The sequence below is a fragment of the Streptomyces sp. NBC_01429 genome (assembly GCF_036231945.1).
In the GTDB taxonomy this organism is placed as follows: domain Bacteria; phylum Actinomycetota; class Actinomycetes; order Streptomycetales; family Streptomycetaceae; genus Streptomyces.
Genome location: NZ_CP109599.1, coordinates 7,137,629 through 7,157,879, shown reverse-complemented (window position 1 = coordinate 7,157,879; position 20,251 = coordinate 7,137,629). Strand labels below are relative to the sequence as shown.

The 20,251-nt window shown below is 72.6% G+C and carries 22 protein-coding genes and 1 pseudogene; 7 read left to right on the top strand and 16 right to left on the bottom strand.

The genetic code is table 11. The features are described from left to right. The 4 genes and pseudogenes from OG627_RS31545 to OG627_RS31530 form a co-directional block, all read right to left on the bottom strand. Nucleotides 1–390, bottom strand: a pseudogene (locus OG627_RS31545) (response regulator); the annotation flags it as partial. Continuing rightward, entirely contained in the window at nucleotides 288–926 is a 639-nt protein-coding gene (locus OG627_RS31540) for a hypothetical protein (protein ID WP_329070968.1), read from the bottom strand. The gene OG627_RS31540 and the pseudogene OG627_RS31545, both read right to left, overlap by 103 nt. Nucleotides 927–936: 10 nt before the next feature. Then, nucleotides 937–1,212: a hypothetical protein gene (locus OG627_RS31535; RefSeq protein WP_329070966.1), complete on the bottom strand. Its 276-nt coding sequence runs from the start codon at nucleotides 1,210–1,212 to the stop codon at nucleotides 937–939. Nucleotides 1,213–1,293: 81 nt separating this feature from the next. Next, complete coding sequence (locus tag OG627_RS31530) at nucleotides 1,294–2,604, bottom strand: geranylgeranyl reductase family protein (protein WP_329070964.1); 1,311 nt, start codon at nucleotides 2,602–2,604, stop codon at nucleotides 1,294–1,296. Nucleotides 2,605–2,753: 149 nt separating this feature from the next. Here OG627_RS31530 and OG627_RS31525 point away from each other — a divergent pair, with 149 nt between their 5' ends. Next, on the top strand, nucleotides 2,754–4,118 hold the full coding sequence (locus tag OG627_RS31525; protein WP_329070962.1) for a dipeptidase: 1,365 nt from the start codon (nucleotides 2,754–2,756) through the stop codon (nucleotides 4,116–4,118). 127 nt (nucleotides 4,119–4,245) lie between these two features. On the opposite strand, the gene OG627_RS31520 is transcribed toward OG627_RS31525, so the two are convergent. Next, nucleotides 4,246–5,283 (bottom strand): NUDIX hydrolase, encoded by a 1,038-nt coding sequence (locus OG627_RS31520; RefSeq protein WP_329070960.1) that lies wholly within the window; start codon nucleotides 5,281–5,283, stop codon nucleotides 4,246–4,248. A 231-nt stretch (nucleotides 5,284–5,514) separates the two neighbouring features. Here OG627_RS31520 and OG627_RS31515 point away from each other — a divergent pair, with 231 nt between their 5' ends. Continuing rightward, the gene (locus OG627_RS31515) at nucleotides 5,515–5,691 is read left to right on the top strand and encodes a hypothetical protein (protein ID WP_329070959.1); all 177 of its coding nucleotides are present in this window, start codon (nucleotides 5,515–5,517) and stop codon (nucleotides 5,689–5,691) included. Nucleotides 5,692–5,776: 85 nt separating this feature from the next. Continuing rightward, nucleotides 5,777–6,157, top strand: coding sequence for a hypothetical protein (locus OG627_RS31510; RefSeq protein WP_329070957.1), 381 nt, complete (start codon nucleotides 5,777–5,779; stop codon nucleotides 6,155–6,157). Nucleotides 6,158–6,260: 103 nt separating this feature from the next. Here OG627_RS31510 and OG627_RS31505 read toward each other — a convergent pair whose 3' ends face one another. Then, nucleotides 6,261–7,223, bottom strand: coding sequence for an ROK family protein (locus OG627_RS31505; protein WP_329070954.1), 963 nt, complete (start codon nucleotides 7,221–7,223; stop codon nucleotides 6,261–6,263). 190 nt (nucleotides 7,224–7,413) lie between these two features. On the opposite strand from OG627_RS31505, the gene OG627_RS31500 reads away from it, so the two are divergent. Then, nucleotides 7,414–8,457 (top strand): LacI family DNA-binding transcriptional regulator, encoded by a 1,044-nt coding sequence (locus tag OG627_RS31500; protein ID WP_329070953.1) that lies wholly within the window; start codon nucleotides 7,414–7,416, stop codon nucleotides 8,455–8,457. A gap of 54 nt (nucleotides 8,458–8,511) precedes the next feature. Here the strand turns inward: OG627_RS31500 and OG627_RS31495 are convergent, their stop codons facing one another. The 5 genes from OG627_RS31495 to OG627_RS31475 all read right to left on the bottom strand — a co-directional run bounded on the left by OG627_RS31495 (nucleotide 8,512) and on the right by OG627_RS31475 (nucleotide 13,115). Next, a complete protein-coding gene (locus tag OG627_RS31495; protein WP_329070950.1) occupies nucleotides 8,512–9,792 on the bottom strand; it encodes a DUF6986 family protein in 1,281 nt (426 codons plus the stop codon). Between the two features lie 166 nt (nucleotides 9,793–9,958). Then, nucleotides 9,959–10,921, bottom strand: a complete 963-nt coding sequence (locus OG627_RS31490) for an electron transfer flavoprotein subunit alpha/FixB family protein (RefSeq protein ID WP_329070948.1) — start codon at nucleotides 10,919–10,921, stop codon at nucleotides 9,959–9,961. A gap of 60 nt (nucleotides 10,922–10,981) precedes the next feature. After that, complete coding sequence (locus tag OG627_RS31485; RefSeq protein WP_329070946.1) at nucleotides 10,982–11,767, bottom strand: electron transfer flavoprotein subunit beta/FixA family protein; 786 nt, start codon at nucleotides 11,765–11,767, stop codon at nucleotides 10,982–10,984. 199 nt (nucleotides 11,768–11,966) lie between these two features. Then, entirely contained in the window at nucleotides 11,967–12,488 is a 522-nt protein-coding gene (locus tag OG627_RS31480) for a flavin reductase family protein (protein ID WP_329070944.1), read from the bottom strand. Nucleotides 12,489–12,680: 192 nt separating this feature from the next. Then, nucleotides 12,681–13,115, bottom strand: coding sequence for a TlpA family protein disulfide reductase (locus tag OG627_RS31475; protein WP_329070942.1), 435 nt, complete (start codon nucleotides 13,113–13,115; stop codon nucleotides 12,681–12,683). Nucleotides 13,116–13,170: 55 nt separating this feature from the next. Between OG627_RS31475 and OG627_RS31470 the strand changes: the two genes are divergently transcribed. Next, the gene (locus tag OG627_RS31470) at nucleotides 13,171–13,587 is read left to right on the top strand and encodes a DUF4395 domain-containing protein (RefSeq protein WP_329070940.1); all 417 of its coding nucleotides are present in this window, start codon (nucleotides 13,171–13,173) and stop codon (nucleotides 13,585–13,587) included. Between the two features lie 141 nt (nucleotides 13,588–13,728). After that, a complete protein-coding gene (locus OG627_RS31465) occupies nucleotides 13,729–14,457 on the top strand; it encodes a lysophospholipid acyltransferase family protein (protein WP_329070938.1) in 729 nt (242 codons plus the stop codon). Nucleotides 14,458–14,569: 112 nt separating this feature from the next. Here the strand turns inward: OG627_RS31465 and OG627_RS31460 are convergent, their stop codons facing one another. From OG627_RS31460 to OG627_RS31445, 4 genes are all read right to left on the bottom strand, one after another. Next, nucleotides 14,570–15,181 (bottom strand): transglutaminase domain-containing protein, encoded by a 612-nt coding sequence (locus OG627_RS31460; protein WP_329070936.1) that lies wholly within the window; start codon nucleotides 15,179–15,181, stop codon nucleotides 14,570–14,572. A gap of 76 nt (nucleotides 15,182–15,257) precedes the next feature. Further along, nucleotides 15,258–16,346: a threonine aldolase family protein gene (locus OG627_RS31455; protein WP_329070932.1), complete on the bottom strand. Its 1,089-nt coding sequence runs from the start codon at nucleotides 16,344–16,346 to the stop codon at nucleotides 15,258–15,260. Next, nucleotides 16,325–17,110, bottom strand: coding sequence for an SDR family NAD(P)-dependent oxidoreductase (locus OG627_RS31450; protein ID WP_329070929.1), 786 nt, complete (start codon nucleotides 17,108–17,110; stop codon nucleotides 16,325–16,327). Before OG627_RS31450 ends, OG627_RS31455 begins: the two co-directional genes overlap by 22 nt. Before the next feature lie 26 nt (nucleotides 17,111–17,136). Beyond that, nucleotides 17,137–18,534, bottom strand: coding sequence for a DUF6421 family protein (locus OG627_RS31445; RefSeq protein ID WP_329070927.1), 1,398 nt, complete (start codon nucleotides 18,532–18,534; stop codon nucleotides 17,137–17,139). A gap of 232 nt (nucleotides 18,535–18,766) precedes the next feature. On the opposite strand from OG627_RS31445, the gene OG627_RS31440 reads away from it, so the two are divergent. Next, nucleotides 18,767–19,450, top strand: coding sequence for a glycerophosphodiester phosphodiesterase (locus tag OG627_RS31440; protein ID WP_329070925.1), 684 nt, complete (start codon nucleotides 18,767–18,769; stop codon nucleotides 19,448–19,450). A gap of 128 nt (nucleotides 19,451–19,578) precedes the next feature. On the opposite strand, the gene OG627_RS31435 is transcribed toward OG627_RS31440, so the two are convergent. Continuing rightward, on the bottom strand, nucleotides 19,579–20,130 hold the full coding sequence (locus OG627_RS31435; RefSeq protein ID WP_329070923.1) for a GNAT family N-acetyltransferase: 552 nt from the start codon (nucleotides 20,128–20,130) through the stop codon (nucleotides 19,579–19,581). Nucleotides 20,131–20,251: the final 121 nt, after the last annotated feature.

The window sequence follows — 20,251 nt, the reverse complement described above, 5'->3', positions numbered from 1 at the left end:
CCTAGACGCGAACTCGGCGATGAACCGGCGCGTGACCCCGGGCGACAACAGCGCGTCGCCCGCCACCACCGCCCTGACGGCCCGCAGCAGCTCCTCGGGCTCGGTGTCCTTGACCAGAAACCCCGAGGCTCCGGAGCGGATCGCCTCGAAGACGTACTCGTCGAGTGCGAAGGTCGTCAGCATGACCACCTTCACCGGATCGAGCCCGGTGCCCTCGGTGATGCGGCGGGTGGCCGCCAGCCCGTCGAGCCGGGGCATCCGGATGTCCATCAGCACCACGTCCGGGCTCAGTTCGCGCACCCCGCGCACCGCTTCCTCGCCGCCGCGCGCTCGGCGGCTTCCCGGGCCCACTGCTCGCGGCGCACCCGGGCGAGTTCCGAGGCGGCGCAGAGCGCCACCACGAACGCCGTGCCGACCAGTTCCTGTCCCCACGGCGCGGCCCGGTCGTGCGGGGGCGGCAGCCAGCGGAAGAGCCAGTGCGAGATGAGCAGATGGCCCGCCCAGAGCGCGCCGACGGCCCACCGGGCGGCGCGCCGGTGGCCCGCGACGATCGCGTGGAAGACAGCGACGGCGGCGGTCAGGAGGACCGGCCCGTACGGATAGCCCCGGGCGAAGTAGGCGAGCACGGTGGCCTGGACGGCGAAGACGCAGACCACGGGGTGGCGGTGGCGGAACAGCAGCAGGGCGGGGCCCGCGAGGAGGAGCAGCCGTGCGTACAGGTCCAGCGGCATCCGGTCGGGCTGGGTGCGCGCGATGAAGGTGGTCCCCACCAGGACAAAAAGGGCCAGGAAGAGGGAGGACCGCCAGGCCGGCCCCGTCGGCGCCGGGTCGCCGCCGCGGGCCCAGTACGGCCGGTGGAAGCGGCGCGCGCGGCCCCCTCCCCACGGGGGAGCGCCGCGGCGCCGACGCGTGTGCCGGTGTTCCATACCCGTCACGCTAGACCGGCGGTGGCGCTCCGGGCGTCAGCCGGACGTGGTGATCACTCGTACTCCCCGCGGAGTACGGACCGCCCGGCGCGCCGGGCGTCACGCTCGGCCCGAAGCGCGCGTGCGGGGTGCGCGGCGGCTTCGGTGCCCACCGGTTGGCGCGTCCGGCCGGCCGCACGGAGACCGGGAGGAGCAGCACACGGATGAGCGTGGCGTCGACCGGGACGGTAAGGGCCGTGCCGACGCCCCGGTCGCGCTCCTCCGTGATCCGGGCGAGCGGGAACACCTCGTCGTCCGTCGACAGCCCGTGGGCGACGGGAGAGCCGGGGACGGGAAGCCGGGACCGCGGGTCGGTCCCGGAAGCCGCTCAGCCCCGGGCGCCCGTCTCCGGCACACCGGCGTCGGGGCCCGCGCCCGCGGGCGCGTCGGGCGAGCCGGTGCCGCCGTCCTTCTCCGCCGCCGCCTGCTTGCGGTCCAGCACGTCCAGCGCGCGCCGGGCCACCGGATGGGTCCGTACGATGCCGGCCAGCGTGGTCGAGCCGCGGGTGATGTCCGCGAAGGCGTTCCAGGCGGGCCGCAGGCCCGTGATCGCCGCGTGCACGACCCCCGGGCGGCGCGCGAAGATCGAGAGCATCCGCCGTCCGACGCCCATCTCCACACCGAGCCCCGCCTTGACGGCGAACGCGTAGTTCAGCGCCTGGCGGCGGGCGTCCACGGCGTCGTGCGACTCCGAGATCCGTACCGCCCACTCCCCCGCGAGCCGGCCGGAGCGCAGGGCGAAGGAGATCCCCTCCCTGGTCCACGGCTCCAGCAGCCCCGCCGCGTCCCCGCACACCAACACCCGGCCGCGCGACAGCGGCGAGTCGTCGCTGCGGCACCGGGTCAGATGCCCGGACGACACCGAAGGCTCGAACCCGGCGAGCCCGAGCCGCGCGACGAAGTCCTCCAGATAGCGCTTGGTCGCCGAGCCCTCGCCCCGCGCCGAGATCACCCCGACCGTGAGCGTGTCCCCCTTGGGGAACACCCAGCCGTAACTGCCCGGCAGCGGCCCCCAGTCGATGAGCACGCGGCCCGCCCAGTCCTCAGCGACCGTCTCCGGGACCGGGATCTCCAGCTCCAGCCCCAGATCGACCTGTTCCATCTTCACGCCGACATGGCCGCCTATCCGGCTGGCGCTGCCGTCCGCGCCGACCACGGACCGCGCCAGCACCGTCTCGCCGTCCGAGAGGACGACGGCGACCGTACGGCGGTCGGGCACGGCGGGACCGTGCTGCTCCACGCGGGAGACGGTCGCGCCGGTACGGAGCACGGCCCCGGCCTTCTGCGCGTGCTCCACCAGACTCGCGTCGAACTCCGGGCGGTTGACGAGTCCGAAGAGCATGCGCTTGGAGCGGCGGGTGCGGGCGAGCTTCCCGTTCAGCGAGAAGGTCACCGCGTGCACCCGCTCCTTCAGCGGCAGCTCGAAGCCCGGGGGCAGCGAGTCGCGCGTAGGACCGATGATTCCGCCCCCGCAGGTCTTGTAGCGGGGCAACTCGGCTTTCTCCAGCAGCAGCACCTGACGGCCCGCGACCGCCGCCGCGTATGCCGCGGAGGCTCCCGCCGGCCCTGCGCCGACCACGACGACATCCCACACCGGCTCGTCGTGCACGCTTCCGGCGTCTGCGTTCTCGCTGCTCACGATGTGCTTCTGCTCCTGATCCGACCGGTGGCCCCTGCTGTCGAACGGCATCCTACGGCGCTGGCGCCACACACCGGCTGTGGGAGGATCGACACTGCCTTCGACGTACACCTGACTGAAACAACGTCGTACCCACCTGGAGCGTGCCCATGACCGCGAATCCGATCGCCGAGACCGTAGCCTCCCTGATGCCCCGCGCCCGCACGGAGCTGGCGGAGCTGGTGGCCTTCCGTTCGGTGGCGGACGTCGCGGTGTTCCCCCGGAGCGAGTGCGAGGCCGCGGCCGGCTGGGTGGCCGACGCGCTGCGGGCCGAGGGGTTCCAGGACGTCGCCGTCCTCGACACCCCCGACGGGACGCAGTCCGTGTACGGGCTGCTGGCGGGCCCCGAGGGCGCGCCGACGGTGCTCCTGTACGCACACTACGACGTACAGCCGCCGCTGGACGAGGACGCCTGGCTGAGCCCGCCGTTCGAGCTGACGGAGCGCGGGGGACGCTGGTACGGGCGCGGGGCGGCCGACTGCAAGGGCGGCTTCCTGATGCATCTGCTGGCCCTGCGCGCCCTCAAGGCGAACGGCGGGGTGCCGGTGAGCGTCAAGGTCATCGTCGAGGGCTCCGAGGAGCAGGGCACCGGCGGCCTGGAGCGCTACGCCGAGGCGCACCCGGAGCTGCTGGCCGCCGACGCGGTCGTGATCGGCGACACCGGCAACTTCCGGACCGGGCTGCCCACGGTCACGGCGACGCTGCGCGGAATGACCATGGTCAGGGTCTCCGTCGACACGCTCGAAGGCAACCTGCACTCGGGCCAGTTCGGCGGGGCCGCGCCCGACGCGCTCGCCGCCCTCATCCGGATCCTCGACTCGCTGCGCGCCGAGGACGGCTCCACGACGGTGGACGGGCTGGCCGCCGAGGGCGACTGGGACGGACTCGACTACCCGGAGGCCGACTTCCGCAAGGACGCGAAGGTGCTCGACGGCGTCGGGCTGATCGGTCACGGCTCGGTCGCCGACCGGGTCTGGGCCCGCCCCGCCGTGACCGTGCTGGGCATCGACTGCCCGCCGGTCGTGGGTGCCACGCCGTCCGTGCAGGCGAGCGCGCGGGCGACGGTGAGCCTGCGGGTGCCGCCGGGCCAGGACGCCACCGAGGCGACGCGGCTGCTGACCACGCACATCGAGAAGCACACGCCGTGGGGCGCGCGGGTCGCGGTGGAACAGGTGGGCCAGGGCCAGGCGTTCCGCGCCGACACGTCCAGCCCGGCGTACACGGCGATGGCCGACGCGATGCGGGTGGCGTACCCGGGCCAGGAGATGCAGTCCTCCGGTATGGGCGGATCCATCCCGCTCTGCAACACACTGGCCGAGCTGTACCCGGCCGCCGAGATCCTGCTGATCGGGCTGAGCGAGCCGGAGGCGCAGATCCACGCGGTGAACGAGAGCGTGTCACCTCGGGAGCTGGAGCTGCTCTCCGTGGCCGAGGCCCACTTCCTGGCCAACTACGCGCGGTCCAAGCGGGCCTGACGGCGCGCGGCGCGGCCCCGCCCGGCACGGGAACGCCCCGGTGCCGGGCGGGGCCGTACGGCCCGGGGCCGCTCAGGGCCGCTCAGGGCCCCGTGCCGGACCCGTAGCGCGCCCGTACGCAGCGGCGTCAGCCGACCGGGACGCCCTCCTCCAGGTTGAGCACCACTCCGCGCTCCCTGGCCCGCAGCGCCCAGCGCAGCCGCGCGTAGCGGGCCGGGGGCAGCAGCCCGGCCGCCTCCTCCTCGTCCACGAAGCGCCAGCCGCGCAGCTCGGGCCCCGGCAGCAGCAGCCGGCCCGCGTCCCGGGCGGGCAGCACACCGCCGTCGAACAGCAGCCGCAACCCGCCGTAGCCCGGGGGCCGGGGCGCCTCCCAGTCGACCACCAGCAGGCCGGGCACCTCGGTGAGTTCGATGCCTATCTCCTCGGCGACCTCGCGTATCCCGGCGCGGGCGGGCGCCTCGCCCCGCTCCACCACACCGCCGGGAAACTCCCAGCCCGGCTTGTACGTGGGGTCGACCAGCAGCACCCGGTCCCGCTCGTCGAAGAGCAGCACGCCCGCGGCGACGGTCTCGGCCGTCGGCTCCGGCGTCTGGACGATCTCGCAGACACCGGCCGCGCCGGTCTGTACGGCCGCAGCGAGGGACACCGCCGTCTGACGGGCCGTGAGGGCGGTGTTGTCGATCACATGGGCATCGCCGGTGAGCCAGTCGAGCGCCATGCGGTAGGGCTCGATGTGCTCGTAACACCACTGCCGGACGCGCTCGTTCGCGTCGTGGTCGTCACCGTGGGCGGCGCGGCCCGCGATACGCTTGAGCAGGATCGTTTCATCTGTTGCCAGCAGGACATGCCGTACAGGGATGCGGCGCGCGGCGAGCCCGCCGAAGATCTCGTCGCGGTACTCCTGGCGCAGCAGCGTCGTCGGGATGACCAGCACGCCCCCGACCTCCGCGAGCAGCGCCGCCGCGGTGTCGACCACCAGCCGGCGCCAGATCGGCAGGTCCTGGAAGTCGCTCACCTCGGCGAGCCGCTTCTGCGGCACGAGTTGTTCCAGTCCCGCGCCGGTCAGCTCGGGGTCGTACAGAGTGCAGTTCGGGAGCAGGTCGACCAGTTCGCGTGCGGTACTCGTCTTGCCCGCTCCGAACGCACCGTTGATCCAGACGATCACGGTTCCCCCTCTTTCATAGCCCCCAGAGGACTGCCCGCAACACCCTGCCACGGAAACACCCGCCGGGATCGGAGAGCCGGCCCGGCCGTGCGGCCGTGGGCGAGCTGTGACCGGTTCGATGTCGTTCCGAGGCCGGAGAGCGGTCAACTGTACGGATCCATGTACGGCTCGGGCCGTAACACAAACCCCGGGCACGTCGTTGAACGGGCAGAAGTGGCGAGGGGGTTCACAATGCGCCGAACGGTGCTGGAGAGGTTTCCCGCGGGCGGACCGCGCGGCAGCCGGCCCGCCGAGGAGTTCGCGCGGGCGCGGCGGGACGAGGGGACACCGGCGGAAGTCGTGATGGACCTCGACTCCGACGTGTTCCTGGTGGTCGTGCCGCAGCAGGCGACCGACTCCCCCGCCTAGCCGCCGCCCCCCGCGCCGCGGCCGGCGGTGCGCGCCGTCGCGCCACCGGCCCCCGAAGAGTTCCGTACGACCGGAGAATCCCGACATGCGCAGAACACCCGCCACGCCCCGGCGGTCCGCCCTGACACTCGCCCTCGCGGGCCTCGCCTTCTCGCTGTCCGCCGCCCCCGCGGTGGCCGACAGCAGCGCCTGCACCCACCACTTCTCGGGGCCGCAGATCTGTATCCGGCTGGAGGGCCAGGGCGCGCGGAACGCGGTCACCGGGATCTGGACCAACCCGCCAGCGGATCTCGCCTCCCGCGAGGTCTCGCTGCACCGGGGCGGTCAGGTCGTCGGCACGGCGACGGCCACCCGCTCGGGCAAGGCGCTGACGTACACCTGGCCGACCGGGGACACCGGCACCGGCACCGAGCTGTGCGTGAAGTTCCGGGGCAGTGAGCGCATGGCCTGCCAGACCCCGCGCTGACCGCCCCAACAGGCGCCGCCCGTACGGCTCGTACCGCTTGCACGGCGCGCTCGTACGGTCCCCTCGGGCCTGCTCGCACGGCCCGCTCGTACGGCCCGTGCGGTCAGCCGCCCACCGCCGCCGTCTTCGTCCCGTCCCGGCTCGCCAGCAGAGCGGCCGCCGCAGCGCCCACCAGGCCCGCGTCCGTCCCCATGCGCGCCGGGACGACCTCCAGCCGCTGGACGAAGGAGAGCGCCGCGTAGTCGCGCAGGGAGCGGCGCAGCGGCGCGAAGAGCACCTCGCCCGCGCCCGCCACCCCGCCGCCGATGACCGCGATCCGGATCTCGACCAGCGTGGCCGTCGCGGCGATGGCGGCGGCCAGCGCCTGGGCCGCCCGGTCGAAGGAGGCGATCGCCACCGGATGCCCGGCGCGGGCGGCGGCGGCCACGGCGGCCGCCGAGCGGTCCCCGTCGGGGCCGGGCTGCCAGCCGCCCTCCAGCGCCCGGCGGGCGATGTTGGGGCCGCTCGCGATGCGCTCGACACAGCCACGGCCGCCGCACGGGCAGAGATCGCCGTCCAGATCGACACTGATGTGGCCGATGTGGCCGGAGTTACCGGTGGGGCCCGGGTGGAGCCGGCCGTTCAGGACGAGCCCGCCGCCCACGCCCGTGGAGACCACCATGCACAGCGCGTCGTCGTAGCCGCCGGCCGCGCCCTGCCAGTGCTCCGCCGCCGTGATGGCGACGCCGTCGCCGACGAGCGTCACCGGCAGCCCGCCCGCGGCCGCCCGCACCCGCTCCACCAGCGGGAATCCGCGCCAGCCCGGGACGTTGACCGGGCTGACCGTGCCGGCGGAGGCGTCCACGGGACCGGCGCTGCCGATACCGACGGCCGTGGCGGACGACCAGAGCGGCGAGGCGGACACCTCGGCGAGGACCTCCTCGACGGCGCGCATCACCGTCTCGCCGTCCTCCCGGGCGGGGGTGGGCCGCTGGGCCCGTACGAGGATCCTGCCGCGGCCGTCCACCAACGCACCGGCGATCTTGGTGCCGCCGATGTCGAGTGCGGCGACGGATTCGGTATGCATCGGTCTGGGATCTCCCGGCGACGAGGTATCCCCCCGAGAGGGGGATCTACGGAACTATGGCTTCGTTCCACAGTCTCCATTCCCTTGACAACGTTGTCCAGGCCCTATGCTCGACGTCACCGCCCGGACGAGACCCGCGGCGCCCCGGACCCGACGGAAGAACCGCCGAGAAACGACAGGACAGCGCACTGTGGCCGATACCGCTCACCGCCCCGAGAGCCGCTACGGCAACCGGCCCACCATGAAGGACGTGGCCGCGCGCGCCGGAGTGGGGCTCAAAACGGTCTCCCGCGTGGTCAATGGAGAGGCGGGCGTCACCGCCGACACCGAGCGCCGGGTGCAGGAGGCGATAGACGCGCTGGGCTTCCGCCGCAACGATTCGGCGCGGGTGCTGCGCAAGGGCCGTACGTCGAGCATCGGACTGGTCCTGGAGGATCTCGCGGACCCTTTCTACGGTCCGCTGAACCGCGCCGTGGAAGAGGTGGCCCGCGCGCACGGCGCGCTGCTCATCAACGGGTCGAGCGCCGAGGACCCGGACCGCGAGCAGGAGTTGGTGCTCGCGCTCTGCGCACGCCGGGTGGACGGCCTCATCGTGATCCCCGCCGGGCACGACCACCGCTATCTGGAGCCGGAGATCAAGGCCGGGGTGGCGACGGTCTTCGTGGACCGGCCCGCCGGGCGGATCGACGCGGACGCGGTGCTCTCCGACAGCTTCGGCGGTGCCCGCTCGGGCGCCGCGCACCTGATCGCGCACGGCCACCGCAGGATCGGTTTCGTCGGGGACCAGCCCGGCATCCACACCGCGAGCGAGCGGCTGCGCGGCTACCGTACGGCGATGGCGGACGCCGGTCTGGCCATCGACGACGACTGGGTCTCGCTCGGTACGACCGCGCCGCGCCGGGTGCACGAGGCCGTGCGCGCGATGCTCGCCCTCCCCGAGCCGGTCACGGCGATCCTCACCGGCAACAACCGGGTGACGGTGACGGTGGTACGGGTGCTGGCGGACCATGACCGCCCGGTCGCGCTGGTCGGCTTCGACGACATCGAGCTGGCGGATCTGCTGGACCCCGGCCTCACGGTCATCGCCCAGGACGCGGCCACCCTGGGGCGTACGGCGGCCGAACGCCTCTTCCACCGGCTGGACGGCGGGGCGGACGCCCCGGCCCGGGTCGTGGTGCCGACGCGGCTGATCGCCCGGGGCTCGGGCGAGATCCCGCCGCCGGCGGATGGCTGAGGAACCCCGTACGACAGGCCGGGAGACCGGGGAACGGGGAGGCCGGGAGGCGGATCAGCTCGCGCGGCGCGGGTCGCGGAAGCCCTCCAGGTCCGCGCGGGTCAGCCCGGTCAGCCCGGTGACCTCGTCGTCGTCGAGGGCGCCGCAGTCGAGACCCCGCAGCAGATGGCCGCTGAGCGCCTTGGCGGTGGCCGGCTCGTCCATGACGGCGCCGCCGGACCTGGCGACATAGGCGGCCAGCCGCGCCGCCGCCGGTTCGAGCCCTTCCCGGTAGAAGGCGTAGACGGCGGCGTACCGGGTCGGCAGATGGCCCGGGTGCATGTCCCAGCCCTGGTAGTAGGCGCGGGCGAGGGCGCGCCGGGTCAGGCCGTAGTGCAGCCGCCACGCGTCGTGGACCTGGGCGGTCGGGCCGACGGGGAGGACATTGGTGGAGCCGTCGCTGACGCGTACGCCCGTTCCGGCGGCGGCGACCTGCATGACGGCCTTCGCGTGGTCGGCGGCGGGGTGGTCGCTCGACTGGTGGGCGGCGCTGACGCCGACGCAGGCGCTGTAGTCGAACGTGCCGTAGTGCAGCCCGGTGGCCCTGCCGCCCGCCGCGTCGATCATCCGGGCGACGGTGGCGGTGCCGTCGGCGGCCAGGATGGCCTGGCTCGTCTCGATCTGGATCTCGAAGCCGATCCGGCCGGCCTCCAGACCGTGCGCCTTCTCGAACTCCCCGGCCAGCCGCGCCATCGCCGTGACCTGCTCGGCGTAGGTGACCTTGGGCAGGGTGAGCACGAGCCCGGCCGGCAGGCCCCCGGCCGCCATCAGTCCGCTGAGGAAGATGTCGAGGGTACGGATGGAGCGGTCGCGGACGGCCTCCTCCAGGCACTTCATCCGGATGCCCGTGTACGGGGCCGCCGTGCCGTTCGCGTACGCCTCGTGGACCAGCCGGGCGGCGCGGGCGGCGGCCTCGTCCTCCTCGTCGTCCGGGCGCGGGCCGTAGCCGTCCTCGAAGTCGACGCGCAGGTCCTCGACGGGCTCGCGGGTCAGCTTGGCCCGTACCCGCTCGTACACCGGCGCCGCCAGCTCGTCGGGGAGAGCGAGCACGCGGGCCAGGGAGGCCGCGTCCGGGGCGTGTTCGTCGAGGGCGGCCAGCGCCTGGTCGCCCCAGGAGCGGAGGGTGGCGGCGTCGAAGGCGTCGGCGGGTACGTAGACGGTGTGGACGGGCTGACGGGTGCCGGGGTCACCGGGGTAGCGGCGGGCCAGCTCGGCGTCGACGCCCGCGAGGGAGGCGCCGACGGCGTCGGTGACCTCCACCGGGAGGCTGGTGGCGATCTTCTCCTGCTGCCCCATTCCGGCACCCTTCTTATTCCGTCTTACGGAATCGATAGTCCGTTGCCGGAAGTTAAGCCGCAGGTCCCGGCCACGTCAATGGCGACCGGCGGCGTGCCCGGGAACGACGCGGGGCCGCGTGGTGGAGTCCCCCACGCGGCCCCGGGGACGTACCGGAGGGGTCGGTTCAGCCCTTGCGGGCCTTGACCTCGTCGGTGAGTTGCGGGACGACCTCGAAGAGGTCGCCGACGATGCCGTAGTCGACGAGGTCGAAGATCGGCGCCTCGGCGTCCTTGTTGATCGCCACGATGGTCTTCGAGGTCTGCATTCCCGCGCGGTGCTGGATCGCGCCGGAGATGCCGGAGGCGATGTACAGCTGCGGGGAGACGCTCTTGCCGGTCTGGCCGACCTGGCTGGAGTGCGGGTACCAGCCGGCGTCCACGGCGGCGCGGGAGGCGCCGACGGCCGCGCCGAGCGAGTCGGCCAGCGCCTCGATGACCGCGAAGTTCTCCGCGCCGTTGACCCCGCGGCCACCGGAGACCACGATCGCGGCCTCGGTCAGCTCCGGACGCCCCGTCGACTCACGCGGAGTGCGCGAGACGACCTTCGTACCGGTCGACTTCTCGCCGAAGGTGACGGCCAGCGCCTCCACGGCGCCCGCCGCGGGCGCGGCCTCGACCGGGGCGGAGTTGGGCTTGACGGTGATGACCGGGGTGCCCTTGGAGACGCGGGACTTGGTGGTGAACGCGGCGGCGAACACCGCCTGCGTGGCCACCGGCCCCTCGTCGCCGGCCTCCAGGTCGGTGGCGTCCGTGATGATTCCGGAGCCGATGCGGACCGCGAGCCGGGCCGCGATCTCCTTGGTCTCCGCCGAGGACGGCAGCAGGACGGCGGCCGGCGAGAGCGCCTCGTAGGCGGCCTGGAGCGCGTCGACCTTCGGCACGACGAGGTAGTCGGCGAACTCGGCGGCGTCGGCGGTGAGGACCTTCACGGCGCCGTGCTCGGCGAGCACCGGCGCGGTGGCCTCGGCGCCCGCGCCCACGGCGAGCGCGACGGGCTCACCGATCCGGCGGGCGAGCGTCAGCAGCTCCAGAGTGGGCTTGCGGACGGCACCGTCCACGTGGTCGACAAAGACGAGAACTTCAGCCATGGGTGGGATCTCCTGCGCGTACGAAGTATCGGGGCGGGCGGTGGGGTGAGCGACCGGGGCTCAGATGAACTTCTGGTCCGCGAGGAACCCGGCCAGCTGCTTGCCGCCCTCGCCCTCGTCCTTCACGATCGTGCCCGCCGTGCGGGCCGGACGCTCGGTGGCCGAGTCGACGGCGGTCCAGGAGCCTTCGAGACCGACCTCGTCGGCGTCGATCTCCAGGTCCTCCAGGTCCAGCGACTCCACCGGCTTCTTCTTGGCGGCCATGATCCCCTTGAAGGAGGGGTAACGGGCCTCGCCCGACTGGTCCGTCACCGAGACGACGGCCGGCAGGGACGCCTCCAGCTCCTCGCTCGCGGTGTCGCCGTCACGGCGGCCCTTGACGACCGTGCCGTCGACCGAGACCTCGGACAGGAGCGTGACCTGCGGAACCCCGAGCCGCTCGGCGAGGATCGCGGGCAGCACGCCCATGACGCCGTCGGTGGAGGCCATACCGCAGATGACCAGGTCGTAGCCGGTCTTCTCGATGGCCTTGGCGAGGACCAGCGAGGTGCCGATGACGTCCGTGCCGTGCAGATCGTCGTCCTCGACGTGGACGGCCTTGTCCGCGCCCATCGACAGCGCCTTGCGCAGCGCGTCCTTGGCGTCCTCCGGGCCGACGGTCAGCACGGTGATCTCCGCGTCGTCCGCCTCGTCGGCGATCTGGAGCGCCTGCTCGACCGCGTACTCGTCCAACTCCGACAGCAGACCGTCGACATCGTCACGGTCGACCGTCAGGTCATCGGCGAAGTGCCGGTCGCCGGTGGCGTCGGGCACGTACTTCACACAGACAACGATCCTCAAGCTCACGCCGGCTCTCCTACTGCATCGTCATTTCCGGGCTGCCTTGTAGCACGCAGCATAGGCGCCTCGTCGGGCGGTTTCCGGTCGGGGCGACCGGCACACCGGAGTCATATTACTCGCCAGTACATTCCAGAGCCTGCCCGCTGAGCAAGCGCTTGGAACTGTGACCTACCCAACGCGGCGGGAGAGCGCGGCGCGGGAACTCTCAGTCCCGCAGCGCGTTGAAGCGCCCCTGGTGGTACAGGAGGGGGCGGCCCGCGCCCGCGGGGTCGCCGGCGACGACCTGGGCGACGACCAGACGGTGGTCGGCGGCCGGGACGCGGGCGACCACCCGGCAGACCAGCCAGGCGAGTACGCCGTCGAGCACCGGCACGCCCTCGGGCCCATCCTGCCAGGCCGTGGGCGGGGCGAACCGGTCGGCGCCGGAGCGCGCGAAGGTGGCGGCCAGCTCGGCCTGGTGCTCGCCGAGTATGTGCACGCCCACGTGCGCGGCCTCGGCCAGGACCGGCCAGCTGGAGGACGCCGCGTCCACGCCGAAGGAGACCAGCGGCGGTTCGGCGGCCACGGAGTTGAGCGAGGTGGCGGTGAAGCCGACCGGCCGCTCGCCCCGGGCCGTGATGACGGCGACGCCCGCCGCGTGGCGCCGGAAGACGGAGCGGAGCAGCGCGGGAGAGCCGGGCCGGGCGGTGGCGGGACCGGCGGTGGACAGATCAGGTGAGGCCGTCATGGAAGGGTCCTTCCGCGAGGGGGGCGAACGGGTCCGTGGACACTCGGACGCCCGGACAGCGCGTAAGCGCGCTGCGGGCCGGATCCAGCTGGGTCCGCCAGGAGCGGAGGGGTTCCCGGGGCACCTCGCCAGGGTGGCGACAGCCGGTCGGCGCGGTCAAGTGGGCGCCCGCGCGGGGCTCCGGACGGCCCCTCATACCGCTTCCCCCAGCGCGGCGATCACATCCGCCTTGCGCGGCTGCCCGGACGCCCTGCGGACGACGCGGCCCCCGGCGTCCAGGACGAGCACGGTCGGGGTCCGGAGAATGCCCAGTTCCCGGACGAGCGCGAGCTTCTCCTCGGCGTCCAGCTCCACATGGGAGACGCCGTCGACCATTCCCGCGACCTCGCTGAGGGTGCGTCTGGTGGCGCGGCAGGGCTGGCAGAACGCGCTGGAGAACTGGAGGAGCGTGGCCCGCTCCCCCAGTTCGACGCCCAACTCCGCCGCGCCGAGCCGCCGCTCACCGTCGTCCCGCACTCTCAGCCTCCCGTCACGGCGCTCGCGCGCCAGTCCGAACACGGCCGCCGCCACGAGCACGGCCGCGCAGACCACCAGTCCACTCGTCTCCATCCCACGAGCAGCGTTCATACAACCGCAAAAATTCCTGGCTCCCCCAGCGGTGAACAGGCGCGATGCTGGTGTCATGGACATCGACATACGAGGACCACGGTTCGGCGCGACCGTCACCACCGTCGTGCTGGCCGTGGTGCTGATCACCGGTAGCGGAGCCCTGCTGGGCTGGCAGGCACTCTGCTTCGCGGCGGGCGCGGCGCTGGGGGTGCCGCGGTCGCCGTACGGGCTCGTCTTCCGTACCGTGGTACGCCCTCGCCTGGGGCCGCCGTCAGAGTTCGAGTCGCCCGCTCCGCCGCGCTTCGCCCAGGCGGTGGGCCTGGTGTTCTCGCTGGTGGGGCTAGTCGGCTACCTCTGGGGGCCGTCGTGGCTGGGGCTGCTGGCCACCGGCTGCGCACTCGCCGCCGCGTTCCTGAACGCGGCCTTCGGCTACTGCCTGGGCTGCGAGCTGTATCCGCTGGTCCGGCGCGCGGTGGCGGTGGTGCGGTGACGTGACGAGAATCTCGCCCCGCACGCGGGCCAGGACTGGCCACAGGGCCTCGTTTGGGGCACGATCGGCGGAATGCCGAAAACCTACGGCTGCGTAACTTCCGCCGGGAGAACCTCCCCGGAACAGAAGGGTCCTCCCCAGATGGCAGAGCTCGTCTATCGGCCGGTCATCGGCGCCGCTCGCACGATGTTCAAGGCGCTGGACCTGAAGATCGACACGCAGGGTTCCGAGCACATCCCGCGTACCGGCGGTGCCGTGCTCGTCAGCAACCACATCAGCTATCTGGACTTCATCTTCGCCGGACTCGCCGCCCTGCCCCAGAAGCGCCTGGTGCGCTTCATGGCGAAGGACCAGGTCTTCCGGCACAAGATCTCGGGGCCGCTGATGCGCGGCATGAAGCACATCCCGGTGGACCGCAAGCAGGGCGAGACGGCGTACGCGCACGCGCTGGCCTCGCTGCGGGCGGGTGAGATCGTCGGGGTCTTCCCCGAGGCGACCATCTCGCAGTCCTTCACGCTGAAGAGCTTCAAGTCGGGCGCGGCCCGCATGGCGCAGGAGGCGGGCGTCCCGCTGATCCCGGTCGCGCTGTGGGGCACCCAGCGGGTGTGGACCAAGGGCCGGCCGCGGAACTTCAAGCGCAGCCACATCCCGGTGACGATCCGGGTCGGCGAGCAGGTGGAGGCGCCGGCCGACCAGTACGCGGGCGCGATCACCCGGCGGCTGCGCGACCGGGTGCAGGAGCTGCTGGAGGCGGCGCAGCGCGCCTATCCCGTACGCCCCAAGGACGCGAACGACACCTGGTGGGTCCCGGCCCACCTCGGGGGTACGGCGCCGACGGCGACCGAGGCCCGCGAGGCCGACAGGAACTGACGGCGGTACCGGTGCGCGGAGGGACGGCTGAAACGTCTCTCCGCGTACGTGTGTGCCGGTGCGCGGGTACGTCCTGTGTACGTCCTGTGAGCAGGTACGTGCCCGCGTCCGGTCAGTCCGTGGCGGGGAGCCCGGTGGGAAGCGTCCGCCACAGGTGCGACCGGTCGGGGGCGGCCTTCAGCGCGCCGAGCACGGCCGGATGCGGTGCCGCGTAAAGCAGCGGGTAGTCCACCTCGCCGCACTCCGGGCGTACGGTCCAGGCCAGCCGCTCGTCCTCCACGGAGAACTGGGCGTCGACTCCGGGCTTGTTGCCGCGCGGATCCTGCCGGAACCACCGCGTCCCCCCGGGGAGCCGGACGGCGATCAGCCCGTGGACGACCGGGTCCCCGCCGTCGTCGTCGGTGAGCCGCTGGTAGCACAGGGCCGCCGGGACGGCCTCGGCGCGCAGCAGCGCGGCCAGCGCGTGGGCCTTCGCGTAACAGATGCCGGTGCGCAGCGCGAGGACGTCCGAGGCGCGCCAGGTGACCCGCGGGTCGTCCGCGTCGTGCGAGTGCGGGATGTGGTCGCGGACGAATTCGAAGGCCGCCTTGGCGTATGAGTATGCGTCGAGGCCGGGGCCACGAAGGCGCGCGGCGGTGGCCCGCACCAGCGGATGCTCATGATCGATGACATCGTCAGCGACCAGATAGGCGGAGAGATCGGGGTCCTGCCGGGTCAGACGCATGACAGTCAGCATAGATATACGCCCGACCGGAATGCAATACTTTTCCGATCGAGCGTATATCTATGCGCACCTCCGGCTATCCGGCCATCTCCTCTTTCAGTGCCTGCACGAAGGCGTCGACATCGCCCTCGGTCGTGTCGAAGGAGCACATCCAGCGGACGTCCCCGGCCTTCTCGTCCCAGAAGTAGAACCGGAAGCGTTCCTGGAGGCGCACGCTCACCTCGTGCGGCAGCCGGGCGAAGACCGCGTTGGCCTGGACCGCGTGGAGGATCTCCACGCCGTCCACCGCCCGCACGCCCGCCGCGAGCCGCTGGGCCATCGTGTTGGCGTGCCGGGCGTTGCGCAGCCACAGATCGCCCGCGAGCAGCGCCTCCAGCTGGACCGACACGAAGCGCATCTTGGACGCCAGCTGCATGGAGAGCTTGCGCAGGTGCTTCATCGCGCGGACGGCGTCCGGGTTCAGGACGACCACGGCCTCGCCGAAGAGCATGCCGTTCTTCGTCCCTCCGCAGGACAGGACGTCCACCCCGACGGTGTTGGTGAAGGTCCGCATCGGGACGTCCAGCGACGCGGCGGCGTTGGCTATCCGGGCGCCGTCGAGATGGACCTTCATGCCGAGGCCGTGGGCGTGCTCGCAGATGGCGCGGATCTCACCGGGCGTGTAGACCGTGCCCAGCTCGGTGTTCTGGGTGATCGACACGGCCTGGGGCATGGCGCGGTGCTCGTCGTCCCAGCCGTACGCCTGCCGGTCGATCAGCTCGGGCGTGAGCTTGCCGTCGGGCGTCGGTACGGTCAGCAGCTTGAGCCCGGCGACGCGTTCGGGCGCGCCGCCCTCGTCCACGTTGATGTGGGCGGACTCGGCGCAGATGACCGCGCCCCAGCGGTCGGTGAGCGCCTGGAGCGCGACGACGTTGGCGCCGGTGCCGTTGAAGACCGGGAACGCCTGCGCCGACTGCCCGAAGTGGCTGTGCATGACGCGCTGGAGGTGGTCGGTGTAGTCGTCCCCGCCGTACGCGATCTGATGGCCGCCGTTGGCGACGGCCAGCGCCGCGAGGATCTCGGGGTGGGCGCCCGCGTAGTTGTCGCTGGCGAAGCCGCGCACCTCGGGGTCGTGGTGGCGGCGCGCGTCCGTCGTACGGGACCTCACGGTCCTGGGGTCAGCCACAGGCGGTTTCCATTCACTTCCCGGGCGGGCCGGTCCCAGACTCCGACGATGGCCTCGGCCAGGTCCTTGACGTCCGTGAAGCCCGCGAACTTCGCGTTCGGTCGCTCGGCGCGCATCGCGTCGTGCACCAGTGCCTTGATCACCAGGATGGCAGCCGCGGTCCGGGGCCCCTCCTCGCCCCCCGCCTTGCGGAACGCGTCGCCGAGCGCGAGGGTCCACGCCTCGGCGGCGGCCTTGGCGGCGGCGTAGGCGGCGTTGCCCGCCGTGGGCCTGCTCGCGCCCGCCGCGCTGATCAGCACGTACCGCCCCCGGTCGCTGCGCAGCAGTCCGTCGTGGAAGGCCAGGGAGGTGCTCTGGACGGTGCGGATCAGCAGCTTCTCCAGCAGCTCCCAGTCCGCGAGGTCGGTCTCGGCGAAGGTCGCGCTGCCGCGCCAGCCGCCGACGAGGTGGACCAGGCCGTCGATCCGGCCGAACTCCTTCTCCGTGCGGTCGGCCCAGGCGCGGGTGGCGGCGGGGTCGAGCAGGTCCACGGTGTCACCGATGACGGTGGCTCCACCGTGCGCGTAGCGGGCGGCGTCGACCGCCTCGGCCAGCCGCTCGGCGTCCGCGTCCGCGCCGACGACGGTGGCGCCGGCCTCGGCGAGCCTCAGCAGCGCGGCGCGTCCGGCGGGTCCGGCCGCTCCGGCCACCGCGACGACGGCGCCGTGCAGCACGCCGTCCGGGTCGGCGGCGCCCGCTCCGCTCGTACGGTTACTGGCGTCCATACCGGTCTCCTCCTGGCTACGGGCGCTCACGCGGCCACGCGTCCGGTGTCCGTCGCGGTGATCCCCTTGGTGGAGGCGATCACACTCTTCAGCTTCTTGGAGAGCGCCTCGTAGAACATGCTGAGCGGAAACTCGTCGGGAAGCACGTCGTCGACCAGTTTGCGCGGCGGCTGGGTCAGGTCGAGGGCGTCGGGGCCCTTGGCCCAGCGGGAGCCGGGGTGCGGGGAGAGATAGGTGGCGACCAGGTCGTAAGCGGCGAGCCAGTGGACCAGCTTGGGGCGGTCGATGCCCGCCCGGTAGAGGTCCTCGATCTCCGCGCAGAGCTGGTTGGTGACGGCGGGCGCCCGCTCCCAGTCGATACGCAGGGTGTTGTCGGTCCAGCGCACCACGTCGTGCTGGTGGAGGTAGGAGAAGAGCAGCTGGCCGCCGAGGCCGTCGTAGTTCTTCACGCGCGCGCCGGTGACCGGGAAGCGGAACATCCGGTCGAAGAGCACGGCGAACTGGACGTCACGGCCCTGCGGGAAGCCGTCGGCCTCCAGCCGCACGGCCTCGCGGAACGCGGTGAGGTCGCAGCGCAGCTCCTCCAGCCCGTACATCCAGAACGGCTGGCGCTGCTTGATCATGAACGGGTCGAAGGGCAGGTCGCCATGGCTGTGGGTGCGGTCGTGGATCATGTCCCAGAGGACGAACGCCTGCTGGCAGCGCTCCTGGTCCCCGACCATCGCGCGCAGGTCGCCGGGCAGCTCGACCCCGAGGGTCGACACGGCCGCGTCGATGACCCGGCGGAAGCGGGCCGCCTCCCGGTCGCAGAAGATCCCGCCCCAGCTGAACCGCTCGGGGGCCTCGCGGACGGCGATGGTCTCGGGGAAGAACACCGCCGAGTTGGTGTCGTACCCGGAGGTGAAGTCCTCGAAGGTGATGCCGCAGAAGAGCGGGTTGTCGTAGCGGGTGCGCTCCAGCTCGGCCAGCCACTCGGGCCAGACCATCCGCAGGACGACGGCTTCGAGATTGCGGTCCGGGTTGCCGTTCTGCGTGTACATGGGGAAGACGGCCAGATGCTGGCGGCCGTCGGCCCGGTCGGCGGCGGGCCGGAAGGCGAGCAGCGAGTCCAGGAAGTCGGGTACGGCGAAGCCGCCGTCGGACCACTTACGCAGGTCGGCGAGGAGCGCGCGGTGGTAGGCGGCGTCGTGCGGGAGCAGCGGGGCGAGCTGCTCGACCGCGGCGGTCACCCGGTCGAGCGTGACATCCACGAGCGCGCGGGCCGGGGCGCCCTCGGCGGCGAAGTCGATCGATCCGTCCGGGGACTGCCAGGGGCGGATCTCCTCGACGGCATTCTTGAGTTCCGGCCAGGCCGGGTGGTCGATCAGCCTGGCAACGCCGGATATCCCGGATACAGCGGCGTCCTGCGCAAGAATTTCCGTCATGTCACTTCCCTCACCGTAGAACCTGGCGTGATCTCACCGTATAGGCCCCAGGTTCTCCCGTACAACCGGAGGGGGCGGAAAATATCCTGCCGTAACCCCGTGGTCACCGCCGATTTTCCTGCGGTACGCGGTGAGGGCGCGCACTTTCCGCAGCCGGCGCGCGGCCGGGTCCAGTGACAGTGGCGCCTACTAGGCTCGACGCGGAGCCGCCTTCGACGGAAGCGAGACAGTCTTGACTTTCCACACCATCGGTCATCGCGGAGTGATGGGTGTCGAACCGGAGAACACCCTGCGCTCCTTCCGGCACGCCGAGCGGGTCGGTATGGACGCCATCGAGCTGGATCTCCATCTGAGCAAGGACGGCGCGCTCGTCGTCATGCACGACACCGAAGTGGACCGTACGACCGACGGCACGGGCGCCATCGCGGACCGGACCCTCGCCGAGCTGCGGGAGCTGGACGCGGGGCAGGGCGAGCGGGTACCGGTCTTCGAGGAGGTGCTGGAGGCGGTCGCCTCGCCGATCCAGGCCGAGATCAAGGATGTGGCGGCGGCGCGCGCGCTGGCGGAGGTGATGCGTGAGCGCGGACTCGTGGAGCGGGTCGAGGTGTCGTCGTTCCACGACGAGGCGGTGGCCGAGATCGCCTCGCTGGTGCCGGGCGTGCGCACGGTGCTGATCGCCAGCCGCTGGGGCCCCGACGTGGTGGACCGCGCCAAGGCGGTGGGCGCGGCGACCCTGGCGCTGAACATCCGCAGGCTGACGCTGGAGGTCGTGGAGCGCGCGCACGGCGAGGGGCTGGGGATCATCGGCTGGGTGGTGAACACCCAGGATCAGCTGCGGCTGGCGCGGGCGTTCGGGCTGTCCGCGGTGACCACGGACCTCCCGGAGATCCGGCGGACCGGGCGGTTCACGGCCTGAGCGGACGGCGCCCGGCCGCTCGGGCCGCCCGGCCGTGAACCGGGCGGCGGACGCGGCGGCGGGAACGGCTGGAGCAGGAACGGAAAAGGCTGGAGCAGGAGCGGGAAAGGCCGGAACGGCCCGCGCCGTCAGACCAGCGGCTTGACCAGCAGCTCGAACTCCAGGTCGGTCCGGCGCGGCACGCCGAAGCGCTCGTCGCCGTACGGGAAGGGCAGCATCTTTCCCGTACGGCGGTAGCCGCGCCGCTCGTACCAGGCGATCAGATCCTCGCGGGCGGTCAGTACCGTCATCTGCATCTCACGGACGCACCAGCTCTCGCACGCCATGCGCTCCGCCGTGGCGATGATCTGCCTGCCGAGGCCGCCGCCCTGCGCCCCGGGCCGTACCGCGAACATGCCGAAGTAGGCGGCCTCGCCCCGGTGTTCGAGCTGGCAGCAGGCGGTCAGCCGGCCGTCCTGCTCTATGGCCAGCAGTCGGCTCCCGGGCGCCCGTATGACATCGAGCACCGCCGCTGTGTCGGTGCGCTGCCCCTCCAGGAGATGTGCCTCCGTCGTCCATCCCGTACGGCTGCTGTCACCCCGGTAGGCGGATTCCACCAGGTCGACCAGGGCCTGCGCGTCGGCGGCCGTGGCGTCCCGGAAGGTGAGTTCGCCGAGGGGGTGCGGTGCGGTGGTTTCCATGGTGCGGGTTCCTGTTCCGGGCCGGTGCTGGGACGCCGCAGCGTAGCGCGGGGGCGCGGCGTAGCCGGGGGCCGGGGCGGGCAGGGTCACCGAGGGGGACGGCGCGTCGGCACGGCGCAGA

Coding starts and splice junctions, on each gene's coding strand:
- OG627_RS31435 (WP_329070923.1), bottom strand. CDS start 20,130: ATGGAAACCACCGCACCGCACCCCCTCGGCGAACTCACCTTCCGGGAC.
- OG627_RS31475 (WP_329070942.1), bottom strand. CDS start 13,115: ATGAACGCTGCTCGTGGGATGGAGACGAGTGGACTGGTGGTCTGCGCG.
- OG627_RS31480 (WP_329070944.1), bottom strand. CDS start 12,488: ATGACGGCCTCACCTGATCTGTCCACCGCCGGTCCCGCCACCGCCCGG.
- OG627_RS31510 (WP_329070957.1), top strand. CDS start 5,777: ATGCGCAGAACACCCGCCACGCCCCGGCGGTCCGCCCTGACACTCGCC.
- OG627_RS31525 (WP_329070962.1), top strand. CDS start 2,754: ATGACCGCGAATCCGATCGCCGAGACCGTAGCCTCCCTGATGCCCCGC.
- OG627_RS31470 (WP_329070940.1), top strand. CDS start 13,171: ATGGACATCGACATACGAGGACCACGGTTCGGCGCGACCGTCACCACC.
- OG627_RS31450 (WP_329070929.1), bottom strand. CDS start 17,110: ATGGACGCCAGTAACCGTACGAGCGGAGCGGGCGCCGCCGACCCGGAC.
- OG627_RS31515 (WP_329070959.1), top strand. CDS start 5,515: ATGCGCCGAACGGTGCTGGAGAGGTTTCCCGCGGGCGGACCGCGCGGC.
- OG627_RS31465 (WP_329070938.1), top strand. CDS start 13,729: ATGGCAGAGCTCGTCTATCGGCCGGTCATCGGCGCCGCTCGCACGATG.
- OG627_RS31490 (WP_329070948.1), bottom strand. CDS start 10,921: ATGGCTGAAGTTCTCGTCTTTGTCGACCACGTGGACGGTGCCGTCCGC.
- OG627_RS31505 (WP_329070954.1), bottom strand. CDS start 7,223: ATGCATACCGAATCCGTCGCCGCACTCGACATCGGCGGCACCAAGATC.
- OG627_RS31540 (WP_329070968.1), bottom strand. CDS start 926: ATGGAACACCGGCACACGCGTCGGCGCCGCGGCGCTCCCCCGTGGGGA.
- OG627_RS31460 (WP_329070936.1), bottom strand. CDS start 15,181: ATGCGTCTGACCCGGCAGGACCCCGATCTCTCCGCCTATCTGGTCGCT.
- OG627_RS31445 (WP_329070927.1), bottom strand. CDS start 18,534: ATGACGGAAATTCTTGCGCAGGACGCCGCTGTATCCGGGATATCCGGC.
- OG627_RS31495 (WP_329070950.1), bottom strand. CDS start 9,792: ATGGGGCAGCAGGAGAAGATCGCCACCAGCCTCCCGGTGGAGGTCACC.